We start from the raw sequence: 18,225 nt of genomic DNA, 5'->3' as shown, positions 1-18,225 counted from the left end.
TAGGTTGAATTAACTTTTTTGTTCGGCTTTAGTTGGTAAGGTAATGATAAACTCTGCTCCTTTTCCCAGTAGAGAAGCACAGTTCAATTTTCCACCGTGAGTTTCTTCCACAATTTGACGCGCGATCGCTAATCCCAAACCCGTTCCTTGACCCACACTCTTAGTCGTAAATAAATTATCAAAAACTTGCTCCCGCACCGCTTCACTCATGCCAATACCATTGTCTTTAATCCGAATTACCACCTGTTTTCTATCGCCAGATAATTCTATTTTGACGATAATTTGATTGGGATTGGCTTTAATCTCTGCATAACTCCGTCCAATATTGAAGTCATCCAAAGCATCGATCGCATTCCCCAAAATATTCATAAATACCTGATTTAATTGTCCGGCATAGCATTCGATTTTGGGTAGCTCGCCATAGTCCTTAATAACTTTGATTTCGGGGCGAGTGTCCGAAGCTTTGAGGCGATGTTTGAGGATCATAATCGTGCTATCAATGCCCTCGTGGATATTGCAGGCAACAGGGCGATCGCTATCCGCACGCGAGAAGGTCCGCAGACTAACGCTAATGTCTTGAATCCGCTTCACACCTTCTCGCATCGATTCAACTAACCGAGGTAAGTCTTCCCGGATGTAGTCCAGCTCAATGGTTTCGATTTCCTCTTGAATCTCTGGCTCTAGTTGAGGATATTTTTGTTGCACTAGATCGAGCAATCCAAACAAATCCTTAATGTAATCTAAGGCAGGGGTAATATTGCCAGTTAGGAAGCCAACAGGGTTGTTGATTTCATGAGCAACCCCTGCAACTAAGTTTCCCAATGCCGACATTTTCTCGCTTTGAATCATTTGTAGTTGATTATTTTGTAGCGCAAGTTCTGCACGTTTGCGATCGCTAATATCCAAAAATAATCCATCCCAAACCATAGACCCATCGGCAAGTCTTTGGATTCGAGATTCCCCATGAATCCACTTGATAATTCCAGAGGGTGTAATAATTCGTCCTGACCATTGCCACGAAGACATGGTTTGAATGGCTTGAGTTTGGGACTGTTGATAACTCACGGCATCATCTGGATGCACCATATTGTCGAAAAATTGCCAATTGGACATGGCTTGCTCTGGGGTAATTTCGAGCAAGCTATAACAATCGGCACTGATGTAGCTCAACGATATAAACCCATCGGCACTCATGCGATATTGATAAACTACCCCAGGCACATTGTCTACCAGGTTATGGAAGCGAGAGTTACTAGCACTCAAGTTTTCAAGCGAGTGCTCTAGCTGTTGGGAATAGGTTTGTGACTGCTCATAAAGTCGGGCATTTTCCAGAGAAATAGCCGCTTGAGCGCAGAGTAAATTGAGCAGTTCGATGCGATCGCTCGTGAAAGCGCCTTTTGCTAAAGTATTTTCTAGATATAAAATGCCCAGTAATTTACCTTGATGCAAAATGGGACTGCACAAGATACTCTGAGGCTGCTGACGAATAATATACGGATCGTTGGCTAAGGTCGGATCGGCGATCGCATCAAGTAGCACAACAGTCTGCTGGTTATGCTTGACTTTGTAAATTAGCTTTAAGGGAATATCCTGACTCTCTTCAACCGGAATCTGCTGCAACACAACTGGCTCTGTATTTTCAGTTATTGACCCCTTAACCAGCAAGCGCTCGTCTCGCAAGAGCATTAACACACACTTATCTGCTCCCGCATTTTCAACAACAATCGAAAGCAACGATGAAAGCAGTTTGGACAGTTCGATTTCACTGGAGAGAGTTTGGGAAGCTTTGAGAATTGCAGCTAAATCTAAAGCTACAGAGACACTACTACTACTGGAAGTGGCGGAACTGGTGGATGTAACAGTTCCCAAGGTGAAGATAGTTTCGCTAGTAGAGAGGGGAGAACGAGTTTGTTGGAGGATGGGAGCAAGCAGTTGGGGATAGCGTGTTTCCAAGTCGGCGACTTTGGCTTTAGCGCCCCAACGAGCATAGCCATAGTAGGCGTTCGTTATGTATTCCTGGGCAATGCGTACTTTACCCCAGTCGAGGTAAAATTTGGCGGCGAGTTCATTGGCCAGTGCTTCTTCTTGGATGTATTCGTTGGCTTTGGCTCCTGAAATGGTGCGATCGTAATGTTCAATTGCTTCGGCTTTATTGCCTAAAACTCGATGACGTTCAGCCTCAACTAAATACCATTTATGCTGATGATTCATGGGAGCATTCTGCGCCCACTGTTGCAAAGTGGTTTGATGGGTTTGGGCCAAAGACAAAAATTCGCCTTGCTCTGACTCTGGCTGTGTGGGTAAGAGTGCCAAATGCGTCAGGGCTGTATAGAAATGGAAAATGGGAATAGAAATCATCCCTGATAGTGCCATTAAATACGGTTTCGCTTGGGTACTATATTCTAGGGCAGAGGTGTAGTTACCAGAAAAGTATGCCAGCATCAGTTTGTAAGTGTAAGCAAGAGCGATCGCACTAAGATCCTTCTCCTGATGGTGCTTAGGAATCATCACCGTTTCATCATAGGCACTGCCCACTAAGCAATCTGACAGAATCCGGGCTTCCTTCAAGTTATGTACAGTTTGCTGCGTCATATCCCAATAAGTCAGGGCAGAATGTTGTTTTATCTGCACTAAGACAGCCCTGTAATCTGCTATTTCCTGTTCCCAAATATCCAGTTCTAACCCCGCAAAAAATTTGGCAATAAAGTAATTAAGCGAGTTATAGCCAGCGTTGAGAAAATCACCAGTTTCTATACCAGTTGCATAGCCATCTTTCATCGTCAGTGTTGTTACCATGAGCGATTCTTGATGATGTTGAACCCAGACAGAAAACAGCAGTAGAACTTTAGACTTGAATTCCCCGACATTAAATTGATCCAGCAAGTTCATTGCTAATCGCCCAAAGCTATAGCCTGTTTTCACTTCTCCCACAAAAGCACACAACACCATACTGTGAATCGCATACCCTACAGTCGAGCCTGGTGCATTTCCAAACTGGAGAGATAAACTCACCATCGTCGCGCTCAGTATGGGCAGTAATCCCGGCATTGCCGGTAGAATCGATGAAAATAATAATCCTAAGAGTTGCATAGCTGCCTGAGTGTGGCGATCGCTCATTACAGGTAGATCGACTAATTCCTCAATTCCTCTATCACCTTGAAGACTAGCTACGGTTTGTAGGGCTTTAGCAATTTTGGCTTCGTCAGGTGCAATGGGGAGTTCAACCCCCAATTGCAAGAGTGCATCTCTTCCGACTGAAATTGCTTCTAACATCTTGCCCTGGGCTGTCTGGGCGACGATTTGAATTTGGTAAATTTTGATTTTGTCTAAAATCGTCTCCGCTTTTTGTAACACCAATGCTGCTATTTTTTCCATGCCATCAAAATCAGCATTCAAATAAGCAGCTTCGGTAGCAGCAACATGGAGATTCAGAGTCAATTCATATCGATCTTGCCAGCAGTTGGCTGTCAGTATTTCAATCCCTGTTTGCAAATAAACTCTTGCCGCACTATATGCTGTAGAATTTCTGGCTTTCTGTCCCGCTTTTAAGTTAAGTTGAGCTAAGGCTTCTCGTTGTTGCGGTTGGGTTATTAGCTCAATTCCTTGGTTTAAATGCCCAACAATATCAAACAGTTTTTCCTCAAGCTCTAGCTCGGAGAAATTTTGTTCAAGTAATTGTCCGATTTTCAGATGAGTTGCTGTTTTTTGATGACTGGGAATCAATGAGTAAGCAGCTTGCTGTACTCGGTCATGTAAAAATCTATATTTGGCTATTTGTTGACTGGTATTTTGATTTGACACTACCAATCTCTCATTTTCTTCTCTCTGATAAAACTTATAAACATCGCTCAGCGGTAAAATTAGCCCTTCTTGTAACGCTTTCCATAAATCCGCAGCCGTTTCGATTTCCGATTGTTCTGAAACAATTGCCAAAGTTGCTAAATCAAACTGATTACCAATACAAGCCGCTAACTGCAATACATTTTGAGTTAATTGTGGCAGTTTTCGTAATTGAACTGCCATAAAAGCAACCACGTCATCTGTAACTGCTTGAGTCGTCACTTGTGCAATGTCACATTGCCACCCCCCCGTAGCCCCCCCTTGGTAAGGGGGGGTTGGGGGGGTAAATTGAATGAGATTTTCTTGATGCAATGCTTTGAGAAACTGGGTAGCGAAAAACGGATTTCCTTGAGTTTTTTGAGAGATTAATTGAGAAAGAGGTAATGCCAAACTTTCTGGACATTTCAGTGTGTCAGCCACTAATTGATTGACTTTGACTTGACTCAATGGCGCTAAAGTAATCGTATTAATCGTTGCTTGGTTTTTTTGAATCTCACTCAAGGTCAAGATTAATGGATGTGCTGGATTAACTTCGTTATCGCGGTACGCACCAATTAATAAAAGATGACCTGTTTCAGCTATTAATAGCTCCATTAACTTCAGCGATGCTGAATCTGCCCATTGCAAATCATCTAAAAACATCACCAATGGATGTTCAGCACTGGTAAAGACTTGGGTGAATTTTTGAAACAATAAATTAAACCGATTTTGTGCCGCACTTCCTGATAATTCTGTAGCCGGTGGTTGTTGACCAATAATTATTTCTAATTCCGGGATGACTTCAATAATTACCTGTCCATTTTCTCCCACCGCTTCTAATATTTGGCTTTTCCATTGCTCTAGTTGGAGATCGCTTTCGGTTAACAATTGTCCGATCAAATCTCGAAATGCTTGCACAAAAGCAGAGAAGGGAATATTTCGTTGAAATTGGTCGTATTTGCCTTTAATGAAATAACCGCGTTGTCGCACAATCGGTTTATGAACTTCATTGACAACGGCTGTTTTTCCAATCCCCGAAAAACCAGCGACTAGCATCATTTCTGTGGCTACAAGAGTGACTCGCTCAAAGGCTTGGAGTAGCGTTTTTACTTCGGTTTCTCGTCCATAGAGTCGATCGGGGATGAGGAAGCGATCGCATACATCCCTCTGTGCAATCTCAAAGCTCTCAATCGAACCCGTAACTTGTAACTGAGTTAAACAATTTTCTAAATCATATTTCAGTCCCAAAGCACTTTGATATCTGGATTCGGCATTCTTTGCCATCAATTTGTTGACAATATCTGAGAGTACATCCGGAATTTGTGGGTTAATTTCCTGTACTAAGGGTGCTGCTTTGGCAATATGACCATGTACTAACTCCATCAGGTCATTTGATTGAAATGGTAATTTCCCTGTCAGTAATTCGTAGAAGGTGACACCTAAAGAATAAAAGTCAGTCCGATAGTCAATCCCCCGATTCATCCGTCCAGTTTGTTCAGGAGAAATATAACTTAATGTCCCTTCCAGCCCATTGGGATTGATGAGGGTTTGGGTTTCTCGCGGTAGCAAAGAGGCAATACTGAAGTCAATTAATTTGACTTGTTTCGTTTCAGGATTAATTAAAATATTGGCGGGTTTGATGTCTTTATGAATAATTCGCTCGTGATAGAGTAGATATAAGGTGTTGCACAGTGCGATCGCGATTGTTAAAAACTCCTGTACTGATTGTAGATTTCCCTTCATTGCCCATTCTTTCAGAGAAATCCCCCCAAAGTCTTCCATGACTAAGGCATAGCCATTGTGATAGGGTTCCAGGCTATAGGTTTGGACGATTAGGGGTGAGTCAAGATTTTTGGCAATGGTGTATTGATTGCGAAACTGCACGAGTTCGCTAAAGGTGGGATAGTCATTTTTCAGCAGTTTGATGACCACAGGTAATTGGTCTGAAGTACGGATAGCCCGATATACCAAGGTGCGACTTCCTGAATAAACTGTTTGGAGAATTTGATAGTGGGGAATTTTAACATTTGTAGGAGTGTCACTATTTGTGTCAAAGTTTTTCATGGCTATTGTTGTTTGATAATTGATGAGCTAGTGGTTGCTTAAATGAATCTGAAGAAGAGAAAGTCTTAACTTTTTTGTTAGGTGTGAGTGGGTAAGGTGACGATAAATTCAGTTTCTGTTCCCATTATAGAGTTGACCTGAAGGGAACCGCTATGTTTTTCGACGACGATTTGACGCGCGATCGCCAGTCCCAAACCCGTGCCTTTCCCGACAGCTTTTGTCGTAAATAAATGGTCAAATATTTTTTGTTTGACAGATTCATTCATCCCCCGACCATTATCAGTAATACTAATTTTCACGCCGTTATCTACTAAGGAGGTTTGAATGGTAATGCGGTTGGGATTAGCCTTGATTTCTGCAAAACTTCGACCAGTATTTGATTCTTCCAGTGCATCGATCGCATTGGCAAAAATGTTCATAAACACCTGGTTAAGCTGTCCGGGGAAGCATTCGATCTCGGGAATATTGCCGTAGTCTTTCACTACTTCAATGGCGGGTCGCTCATCGTTGGCTTTCAATCGATATTTGAGAATTAAGATCGTGCTGTCGAGTCCAGAGTGAATGTTAAAAGGAACTTTGTAATCTTTGTCAGCTCGGGAAAACGTGCAGAGCGTCGTGCTGATATCTTTGATGCGATCGCATCCCAGTTGCATCGAGTCAATCATTTTGGGCAAATCTTCGATAATATAGTCTAAATCGATATCTTCGGCATGGTCTGCAATCTCTATTTCCGGGGCGCGATCGCCATAGAGATTGAGATGCTCCACTAAGTCTTGAACTGTGCGTTTGGCTTCATTCAAATTGCCCCAAATAAAGCCGACGGGGTTATTAATTTCATGGGCAACGCCAGCAACTAAGTTACCCAATGCCGACATTTTCTCACTTTGGACGATTTGTAATTGGGCTTGTTGTAAAGATTGTAGAGCTTGTTGGAGTTCTTGAGATTTTTGCAAAATGGCTGACTCAGCTTGTTTGCGATCGCTGATGTCTCTCATAATCGTAGAAAAATACTGTAACTCCCCATCACTCGATTTGTGGGCAAGCACAACTTGAGAAACGGGAATTTCCCCTCCATGTCCATCAAAAACTGCCGTCTCACCCATCCAAATTCCAGAGCGGATAGCTTCGGGTAATCCCTGATTTCCAATTATCTCTAGCGCCCACTCCGGGTGATATTTAGAGATTTCAGTACCCTTTGCTAATGCCTCATGTTCTAAACCTAAAAGATTCCGCCAGGCCCGGTTGAGATAAAGATTTCTACCAGTTGGATCGGCAGTGCCAATCAAGTCAGATGTACTTTCCAGAATTGCCAACAGGCGGGTTTGTTCAGCTTCAATGTGTTTGCGATCGCTAATATCGATCACCACCCCATCCCATAGGATCGATCCATCAGCTAGCCGCTCTGGTCTAGCAGCAGATTGAATCCATTTCACGGTTCCAGAAGGTAGAATAATACGCCATTCTTGCTCAAATGGTGTCAGATTTTGGGCAGAGTAAGCGATTGCTTTTCCAATCGCTGAGTTATCGTCAGGATGATGCAGATCGTAAAGACTAAACTTTCCTGTCATCACCAATTCTGGCTCTACCTCATACAAGTCCAAACAACCAGAACTAACGTAGGGTGTTGAAATTGAACTATCTGGCTCCAGACGAAATTGGTACACCATCCCCGGGATATTATTCGCCAAATTTTGGAAGCGGGTTTCAGTAGCCTGCAATTTTGCTAAAGATTGTGTTAACTCTTGTGCATAGTTCTGGGAATTTCGATAAAGTCGGGCATTTTCCAAAGAAATAGCCGCTTGAGTGCACAATAAATTTAGTAGTTCGACGCGATCGCTTGTAAATGCCCCCCTTACTAAAGTATTTTCTAGATATAAAATGCCCATCAACTTACCTTGATGTAAAATCGGGCTGCACAAGATACTATGAGGCTGCTGACGAATGATATACGGGTCATTGGCTAAAGTCGGATCGGCCGTCGCATCCAGCAGCACAACTGTTTGCCTTTCATGCTTCACTTTATAAATTAGCTTCAGGGGAATATCCTGAGAGTCCTCAATGGGAAGGCCCTGCAACACGACTGGCTCCGTCCCCACGATAATTGACCCTTCGATCAGCAGGCGTTCGTCTCGCAAGAGCATTAACACGCATCGATCGGCCCCCGCATTTTCGATGACAATAGAAAGCAACGATGAAAGCAGTTTGGACAGTTCGATTTCGCCTGAGATAGTTTGGGAAGCTTTGAGAATGGCGGCTAAATCTAGAGCAGTAGAGACACTGCTACTGCTGGAAATGGGAGAACAGGTGGAGGTGACACTTCCCAATGTGAAGAGAGTTTCGTGAGGGGAGAGGGGAGAACGGGTTTGCTGGAGGATGGGAGCTAGTAGTTGGGGATAGCATTTTTCTAAGTCGGCGACTTTAGCTTTTGCTCCCCAACGAATGTAGCAGTAGTAGGCTTCTTGCATATAGATTTGGGCAATTTTTTCTTTATCCCAGTTGATATAAAATTTCGCGGCTAGTTCATTGGCAAGGGCTTCCTCCTGGAGATATTCGTTGGCTTTGGCTCCAGCAATTGCCTTGTCGTATAACTCAATTGCTTCTGCTCTTTGTCCTAAAACTCGGCATTTTTCTGCCTCGATCAAGTCAACTTTATGTTGGTGATTCATGGGGGCATGATGCGCCCATTGAGTAATATTCGTTTGATGAATTTCCATCAGGACCAGAGTGTTTGCTTGCTCAATTTCTGACTCCATAGAGCATAGTGCCAGGTAGGTTAACCCAGCATAGAAATGAAAAACAGGAATTTGAATCATTCCTGTTGCTGCCATCAAATAGCGGTTAGCTTGGGTAAGGTAGTCTAGGGCATTGGTGTAGTTGCCAAAAATATAGGCAAGCATCAGTTTATAGATATAAACAACAGCAAGGACAGTGAGTTCGTTATTTTGATACTGCTTAGGAAACATCACCGTTTCATCGTAGGCAGTACCGATTAATAAATCCGGTTGCTTGACAACTTCTGTCAAGTTCTGCACCGTCTGTTGTGTTGCCTTTAGGTAAGCCAGAGGAGAATCTTGCTTCAGAGTTGCTAATACAACACAGTAATTTTCTATTTCTAGTGCCCAATCGTCCAGGGCCACTCCACCGAATAGATGATCGTAAAAACAAATAGCGATACTGTAGCCAGCATTGAGGAAATCACCTGTTTCCATCCCCGCTAGATAGCTATCTTTGAGCGTTAGTATTGCTGACCTTAGTGTTTCTTGACGATGCTGGAGAAAAGCGCCAAAAAAAAGTAAAGCTGAGGACTTAAATTCCCGTACATTCAACTCATTGACTAAGCTCAGTGCTAGTCGCCCAAAGTCATAACCTGTTTTTACTTCTCCTAAAAAAGAAGACAACACCATGCCGTAACCTACATATCCGATTGTTGATGCAGGCGCATTTCCAAATTGGAGAGATAGACTCACCATTGTGGAGCAATACAGAGGTAGCAAGGCAGGAGACCCTGCAAAAATCGCTGAAAACAACATGGCTAATAGTTGCATCGCTGCAATTGTCTCTGAGTCGCTCATCGCAGGGAGGTTAATCAGTTCTGAAATCTGTTTGCCCTGAAGGCGATCGCCAAGGGTTTGTAGTGCTTTGCCTGTCAAGGCTTCATCAGGTTCAGATGAGAACTCAACCCCCAATTCTACCAGCGCATTTTTGCCGACAGATATTGCTTCTAACATCTGACTCTGGGCTGTCAGTGCGCTGATTTGGATCTGATAAATTTTCACTCGATCTAATATGGTTTGAGCCGATCGCAACACCAGTGCTGCCATCTGTTCCATTTCTTCAAAATCACCATTCAAATAAGCAACTTCAGCCGATGCAACATAAAGATTCAAAGTTAATTCATACTGGTGTTGCCAGCAGTTAGCTGTCAGTAACTCAATTCCTGTTTGTAAATAAACTCTTGCTGCGGCGTAAGCTGTGGAATTTCTCGCCTTCACTCCCGCTTGTAAATTTAGTTGAGCTAATGCTTGGCGATCGCTAGGTTGAGTCATTAACTCAATTCCTAAATTCAAATGGCCGACAATATCAAATAGCTTTTCCTCTTTCTCCATTTCGGATAAGCTTTGTTGGAGTAATTGTCCGATTTTGAGATGAGTTGCTTGTTTTTGGTCTGAGGGAATCAGAGAATAGCTTGCTTGTTGTACTCGGTCATGTAAAAATTTGTAGGCAACAGTTTCTTGATTTTCTTGAGAAACTGCTTGAGTTTTTTCCCCAACATAGAATTTATAAATATCACTAATCGGTAAAACTAGCCATTCTTGTAAGGCTTTCCATAAACTTGCCGCCGTTTCTACCTCTGAGTGTTCCCAAACAATTCCTAAAGTTGTCAGATCGAATTGATTGCCAATACAAGCTGCTAATTTTAACACTTCTTGAGTTTCGGCTGGCAATTTTTGCAATTGTAATGCCATAAACTCCACCACATCCGAGGTCAGTGCTTGCCGACGTACCTGAGCAATATCGCATTGCCAAGCACCCAACTCAAAATCAAATTGAATGAATCCATCTTGATACAATGCTTTGAGAAACTGTGTCGTAAAAAAAGGATTTCCTTGAGTTTTCTGGAAAACTAATTGAGTCAGGGGCAATGCTAACTTTGCGGAACATTTTAACGTATCAGCTACTAATTGATTGACTTGTAATTGACTCAAGGGTGTTAAGGTAATCGTATTAATTGTGAAGAGTGTTTTTTGCATCTCGCCCAAGGTCAACATTAAGGGATGTCCCGGATTAACTTCGTTATCGCGATAGGCTCCAATAATAAAAAGATGACTTGTATCAGCCATTAATATCTGCATTAAGTTCAGAGATGCCGAATCTGCCCATTGCAAGTCATCTAAAAATATGACTAAGGGATGTTCAGCACTGGCAAAAACTTTGGTAAATTTTTGAAATAATAAATTAAATCGATTTTGGGCTGCTGTTCCTGATAATTCTGGAGTCGGTGGTTGTTGACCGATGATTCTTGATAATTCGGGGATGACTTCAATAATTACCTGTCCATTTTCTCCAACTGCTGATAATATCTTATTTTTCCATTCTTGGATTTGAGCCTCGCTTTCGGTTAACAATTGCCCCATTAAATCCCGGAATGCTTGCACAAATGCACTCAAAGGAATGTTGCGCTGAAATTGATCGTATTTGCCTTTAATGAAATAACCGCGTTGGCGCACAATTGGTTTATGCACTTCGTTGACAACTGCTGTTTTTCCAATCCCCGAAAAACCAGCGACTAGCATCATTTCTGTGGCTCCTTGACTGACTCGCTCAAAGGCTTGGAGTAGGGCTTTTACTTCGGTTTCTCGTCCATAGAGTTTGTCGGGGATGAGAAAGCGATCGCATACATCCCTCTGTGCAATCTCAAAGCTCTCAATCCTACCGGTTTCTTGTAGTCGATCTAAACACTTTTCTAAATCGTATTTCAGTCCCAAAGCACTTTGATATCTGGATTCGGCATTCTTTGCCATCAATTTGTTGACAATATCTGAGAGTACAGACGGAATTTGTGGGTTAATTTCCTGTACTAAGGGTGCTGCTTTGGCAATATGACCATGTACTAACTCCATCAGGTCATGTGATTGAAAAGGTAATTTCCCTGTCAGTAATTCGTATAAAGTTACGCCTAGAGAATAAAAATCAGTCCGATAGTCAATCCCCCGATTCATTCTGCCTGTTTGTTCTGGAGAAATGTAAGCTAGTGTCCCTTCTAACACATTAGGATTGATGAGTGTTTGTGTTTCTCTTGGTAATAGCGATGCGATACTAAAGTCAATTAATTTGACTTGTTTAGTTTCGGGATTAATTAAGATATTGCTGGGTTTGATGTCTTTGTGAATGATGCGCTCGCGATACAATATATCTAAGGTATTGCAGAGTGCGATCGCCATTTCTAAAAACTCTCTCAAAGAGGGTAGATTTTTCCTTTTCACTCCCCATTCCTGAAGAGAAATCCCCCCAAAGTCTTCCATTACTAACGCATAACCATTGTGATAGGGTGACAGGCTATAAGTTTGGATAATTAAGGGTGAGTTGAGATTTTTAGCAATGGTGTACTGATTGCGAAACTGCACCAGTTCGCTAAAGGTGGGATAGTCATTTTTCAGCAGTTTGATGACGACAGGTAATTGGTCTGATGTACGGACTGCCCGATAAACTAAGGTGCGACTTCCTGAATAAACTCTTTCGATAATTTGATAGTCGAGAATTTGAATATTTGTCTGAATGTCGGTAGTTTTCTCGGAGTTATTCATGGTGATTGTTATTTGATGATTGATGAGTGAGTGGTTGCTTAAATGAGCCTGACTCCTAGGTTGAATTAACTTGTTTGTTCGGCTTTAGTTGGTAAGGTAATGATAAACTCTGCTCCTTTTCCCAGTAGAGAAGCACAGTTCAATTTTCCACCGTGAGTTTCTTCCACAATTTGACGCGCGATCGCTAATCCCAAACCCGTTCCTTGACCCACACTCTTAGTCGTAAATAAATTATCAAAAACTTGCTCCCGCACCGCTTCACTCATGCCAATACCATTGTCTTTAATCCGAATTACCACCTGTTTTCTATCGCCAGATAATTCTATTTTGACGATAATTTGATTGGGATTGGCTTTAATCTCTGCATAGCTCCGTCCAATATTGAAGTCATCCAAAGCATCGATCGCATTTCCCAAAATATTCATGAATACCTGATTTAATTGTCCAGCATAGCATTCGATTTTGGGTAGAGCGCTATATTCCTTAATTACTTTGATTTCGGGGCGAGTGTCGTTGGCTTTCAGACGATGTTTGAGGATCATAATCGTGCTATCAATGCCCTCGTGAATATTACAGGCAACCGGGCGATCGCTATCCGCACGCGAGAAGGTCCGCAGACTAACACTAATGTCTTGAATCCGCTTCACACCTTCTCGCATCGACTCAACTAACCGAGGTAAGTCTTCCCGGATATAGTCAAGCTCAATGGTTTCGATTTCTTCTTGAATCTCTGGCTCTAGTTGAGGATATTTTTGTTGCACTAGATCGATTAATCCAAACAAATCCTTAATGTAATCTAAGGCAGGGGTAATATTGCCAGTTAGGAAGCCAACAGGGTTGTTGATTTCGTGAGCAACCCCAGCAACTAAGTTTCCCAATGCTGACATTTTTTCGCTTTGAATCATTTGCAATTGGGTTTGCTGCAAGTTTTGTAAGGCTTGCTCTAATTCTTGAGATTTTTGAATGATGGCGGCTTCGGCACGTTTGCGATCGCTAATATCTAACACCAATCCATCCCAAATCAAAGTTCCATCCACCTGTTGTTCGATGCGAGTTTCGATGTGAATCCACTTGAGAATTCCCGATGGTGTCACAATTCGCCCTGACCAATCCAAAGCAGTTAGGGTTTGTATCGAGTCAGTAACGGACTGTTGGTAACTAGCAGCATCCTCTGGATGGACCGATTCTATAAGAAACTGCATATTAGCGATCGCTTGCTCTGGCGTAAATTCAAACAAGTCGTAACACTCGGCACTGACGTAGGTGATATATCTGACCCCATCGGCAGTCGAGCGGGCTTGATAAACAACGCCAGGAACGCGATCTACAAGTTTCTCAAAGCGAGAGTTGCTCGCACTCAAGTTTTCGAGCGAGTGCTCTAGCTGTTGGGAATAGGTTTGTGACTGTTTATAAAGTCGAGCATTTTCTAGGGAAATAGCCGCCTGAGCGCAGAGTAAATTGAGCAGTTCGACGCGATCGCTTGTAAATGCCCCCCTCGCTAAATTATTTTCTAGATATAAAATGCCCATCAACTTGCCCTGATGCAAAATCGGGCTGCACAAGATACTATACGGCTGCTGACGAATGATATACGGGTCATTGGCTAAGGTCGGATCGGCACTCGCATCCAGCAGCACAGCGGTCTGCCTGTTGTGCTTGACTTTGTAAATCAGCTTCAGGGGAATATCCTGAGAGTCCTCAATGGCAAGGCGCTGCAACACGACTGGCTCCGCACCCTCGATAATTGACCCCTCGATCAACAGGCGATTGTCTCGCAAGAGCATGAAGACGCATTTATCAGCCCCCGCATTTTCGATGACAATATGCAGCAATGCCGAGAGTAGTTTTTCAAATTCGATTTCACCTGAGATAGTTTGGGAAGCTTTGAGAATGGCGGCTAAATCTAAAGCTACAGAGACGCTGCTACTGCTGGAACTGGGAGAACTGGTGGAGCTACTCCCCAATGAGAAGATAGTTTCGTGAGGGGAGAAGGGAGAACGGGTTTGCTGGAGGATGGGGGCGAGAAGTTGCCGATAGCATCGCTCCAAGTCGGCGACTTTGGCTTTAGCGCCCCAACGAGCATAGCCATAGTAGGCGTTCGTCATGTATTCCTGGGCAATGCGCACTTTACCCCAGTCGAGGTAAAATTTGGCGGCTAGTTCATTGGCTAGTGCTTCTTCTTGGATGTATTCGTTGGCTTTGGCTCCTGAAATGGCGCGATCGTAATGTTCAATTGCTTCGGCTTTATTGCCTAAAACCCGATACTTTTGGGCCTCAACTAAATACCATTTATGCTGATGATTCATGGGAGCATTCTGCGCCCATTGATGCAAAATAGTTTGATGGGTTTCCACCAAAGCGAGAAGTTCGGCTTGCTCAATTTCTGGCTGCCTGGGGAAGAGTGCCAAATGCATCAGAGCTGTATAGAAATGGAAAATGGGAATAAAAATCAAGCCTGATATTGCCATTAAATGCTGTTTGACTTGAGCGCTATGGTCTAGGGCAGCCGTGTAATTGCCAAAACAGTAGGCCAGGAAAAATTTGTAGAAGTAAGCAATAGCGATCGCTGTGAGATCGTTGTCCTGATGGTGCTTAGGAATCATCACCGTTTCATCATAGGCATCACCAATTAAGCAATCCGACAGAATACGAGTTTCCCTCAAGTTTTGTATCGCCTGCTGTTTTATATCCAAATAAGTCTTTGCAGAATATTGCTTTACCTCTGCCAGAACGCCCCTGTAAACTGCAATCTCAGGTTCCCAAGTGTCTAGTTCTACCCCACCAAAAAGTTTGGCATTTAAGTAAATGCCGATGCTATAGCCAGCGTTGAAAAAATCGCCAGTTTCTATACCAGTCGCATAGCCATCTTTACCCGTCAGCATCGTTGCCCTCACAGCTTCCTGACGATGTTGGATAAAAGACCCAAATAGAAGTAGAACCTTGCTCTTGAATTCCCGCACATTAAATCGGTCAATCAAATTCAGTGCCAATCGCCCAAAGCGATAGCCTGTTTCCACTTCTCCCAAAAAACCACACAGTACCAGACCATAAATCACATACCCCACTGTTGATGCAGGCGAATTCCCAAACTGGAGGGATAAACTCACCATCGTCGCGCTCAGTATAGGCAGTAATCCCGGCATTCCCTGGATAATAGGTGCAAATAACATTCCTAACATTTGCATGGCGGCCTGAGTCTGAGGATCGCTCACGATCGGGAGATCGATTAGTTCTTCAATCCGTCTATTGCTTAGTTGGCCTGCAAGAGTCTGTAGCACTTGGCTAATTTTGGCTTCATCAGGTGCAATCGGGAATTCAACTCCCAATTGCCCCAAGGCATCTCTGGCCACTGCAATAGCTTCTAACATCTGACTCTGGGCAGTCAGTGCCATGATTTGAATTTCGTAAATTTTAACTTTGTCTAAAATCGTCTCAGCTTTTTGTAACACCAGTGCAGCCATCTGTTCCATGCTGTCTATATCGGCATTCAAATAAGCGGCTTCGGTAGCAGCAATATAGAGGCTCAGAGTCAATTTATACTGACTTTGCCAGCAGTTAGCTGTCAGTAACTCAATCCCTGTTTGCAGATAGACTCTTGCCGCAGTGTATGCTGTAGAATTTCTAGCTTTCTGTCCCGCTTTTAAGTTAAGTTGAGCTAAGGCTTCTCGTTGTTGCGGTTGAATAATTAACTCAATTCCTAAATTCAAATGCCCGACCAGATCGAACAGTTTTTCTTCTTGCTCTAGCTGGGATAATTTTTGTTGAAGTAACCTGCCAATTTTGAGATGAGTTGCTGTTTTCTGTTTGTCGGGAATCAGGGAATAAGCTGCTTGTTGTACTCGGTCATGTAAAAATCTATACTTGGCTATTTGTTTAGTAGTATTTTCATTTGACACTACCAATCTCTCATTTTCTTCTCCCTGATAAAACTTATAAACATCGCTCAGCGGCAAAATCAACCCTTCTTGTAATGCTTTCCATAAATCCGCCGACGTTTCAATTTCTGATTTTTCTGCAACAATTGCCAAAGTTGCTAAATCAAACTGATTGCCAATACAAGCTGCTAACTGCAATATCTGTTGAGTTGATGGCGGTAGTTTTCGCAATTGAAAACCCATAAAGACCACAACGTCATCTGTAACTGCTTGCTGATTCACTTGTGCAATGTCACATTGCCACCCCCCTGTAGCGCCCCCTTGGTAAGAGTGGGTTGGGGGGGTGAATTGAATCAGTCGATCTTGATGTAATGCTTTGAGAAACTGGGTAGCGAAAAATGGATTTCCTTGAGTTTTTTGAGAGATTAATTGAGAAAGAGGTAATGCCAAAGTTTCTGGACATTTCAGTGTGTCAGCCACTAATTGATTGACTTTGACTTGACTCAATGGCGCTAAAGTAATCGTATTAATCGTTGCTTGGTTTTTTTGAATTTCACTCAAGGTCAAGATTAATGGATGTGCTGGATTAACTTCGTTATCGCGGTATGCACCAATTAATAAAAGATAACTTGTATCAGCCATTAATAGCTCCATTAACTTCAGCGATGCTGAATCTGCCCATTGCAAATCATCTAAAAACATCACCAATGGATGTTCAGCACTGGTAAAGACTTGGGTGAATTTTTGAAACAATAAATTAAAGCGATTTTGGGCTGCTGTTCCTGATAATTCTGGTGCGGGTGATTGCTGACCAATAATTTTTTCTAGTTCGGGAATGACTTCAATAATGACTTGTCCATTTTCTCCAACTGCTGATAATATTTGGCTTTTCCAGTGCTGAATTTGAGTCTCGCTTTCTGTTAATAACTGCCCGATTAAATCTCGGAATGCTTGCACAAAAGCACTGAAGGGAATGTTGCGCTGAAATTGATCGTATTTGCCTTTAATGAAATAACCGCGTTGGCGCACAATTGGTTTATGCACTTCGTTGACAACGGCTGTTTTTCCAATTCCAGAAAACCCAGCTACTAGCATCATTTCTGCTGCACCCAGACTGACTCGCTCAAAGGCTTGGAGTAGGGTTTTTACTTCGGTTTCTCGTCCATAGAGTTTGTCGGGGATGAGGAAGCGATCGCATACATCCCTCTGTGCAATCTCAAAGCTCTCAATTGAACCCGTAACTTGTAACTGAGTTAAACAATTTTCTAAATCAAACTTTATCCCCAACGCACTCTGATATCTTTCTTCGGCATTTTTTGCCATCATTTTGGTGACTATTTCTGATAGTACAGAGGGAATTTTATCAGTGATTTCATGTACTAAAGGCGAGGCTTTCGCAATATGGCAGTGCACCAATTCCATTGGATTGTTTGATTGAAAAGGTAACTCTTTTGTGAGTAATTTGTATAAAGTTACGCCGAGAGAATAGAAGTCTGTTCGATAGTCAATCCCCCGATTCATTCGACCCGTTTGTTCTGGGGAAATATAAGCTAGTGTTCCTTCTAAGACATTGGGATTGATTAGTGTTTGGGTTTCTCGCGGTAGCAAAGATGCAATGCTGAAGTCGATTAATTTGACTTGTTTGGTTTCAGGATTAATTAAGATATTGCTGGGTTTAATGTCTTTGTGAATCATGCGCTCGCGATACAATATATCTAAGGTATTGCACAGTGCGATCGCGATTGACAAAAACTCTCTCAAAGATAGTGCGTTCTTCCCTTTAATCGCCCATTCGTGAAGCGAAATACCCCCAAAGTCTTCCATTACTAACGCATAGCCATTTCGATAGGGTTCGAGACTATAAGTTTTGATGATTCCAGGTTGACAAAGGTTTTTAGCAATGGTATATTGATTGCGAAACTGTACCAGTTCGCTAAAGGTAGGATAGTCGTTTTTCAGCAGTTTGATGACGACAGGTAGTCGATCGTTGGTACGGATAGCCCGATATACCAAGGTGCGACTTCCTGAATAAACTGGTTCGATAATTTGATAGTTGGGAATTTGAACAGTTGGATGATTGTTGTTCTTTGTGTTAGAGCTATTCATGACTGTGGCTGTTTGATAATTGATGAGTCAGTTGTTGTTAAATGAGTCTGAATGCT

The 18,225-nt window shown here is 42.6% G+C and carries 3 protein-coding genes; all 3 read right to left on the bottom strand.

The window, feature by feature from the left end; translation table 11 throughout:
• Positions 1–9 precede the first annotated feature (9 nt).
• A complete protein-coding gene (locus QUA13_RS14775) occupies positions 10–5,883 on the bottom strand; it encodes an AAA family ATPase (RefSeq protein WP_333199601.1) in 5,874 nt (1,957 codons plus the stop codon).
• A gap of 77 nt (positions 5,884–5,960) precedes the next feature.
• Positions 5,961–12,188 (bottom strand): AAA family ATPase, encoded by a 6,228-nt coding sequence (locus tag QUA13_RS14770; RefSeq protein WP_333199600.1) that lies wholly within the window; start codon positions 12,186–12,188, stop codon positions 5,961–5,963.
• Between the two features lie 65 nt (positions 12,189–12,253).
• Complete coding sequence (locus QUA13_RS14765; RefSeq protein WP_333199598.1) at positions 12,254–18,169, bottom strand: AAA family ATPase; 5,916 nt, start codon at positions 18,167–18,169, stop codon at positions 12,254–12,256.
• Positions 18,170–18,225: the final 56 nt, after the last annotated feature.

This window comes from Microcoleus sp. S28C3 (assembly GCF_036700785.1).
In the GTDB taxonomy this organism is placed as follows: Bacteria; Cyanobacteriota; Cyanobacteriia; order Cyanobacteriales; family Microcoleaceae; genus Microcoleus; species Microcoleus asticus.
The sequence above is the reverse complement of the archived record's forward strand: the minus strand, read 5'-3'. Positions and strand labels throughout refer to the sequence as shown.

Excerpts from the sequence above, each read along its gene's own strand:
- QUA13_RS14775 (WP_333199601.1), bottom strand. The coding sequence starts at position 5,883 with ATGAAAAACTTTGACACAAATAGTGACACTCCTACAAATGTTAAAATT.
- QUA13_RS14770 (WP_333199600.1), bottom strand. The coding sequence starts at position 12,188 with ATGAATAACTCCGAGAAAACTACCGACATTCAGACAAATATTCAAATT.
- QUA13_RS14765 (WP_333199598.1), bottom strand. The coding sequence starts at position 18,169 with ATGAATAGCTCTAACACAAAGAACAACAATCATCCAACTGTTCAAATT.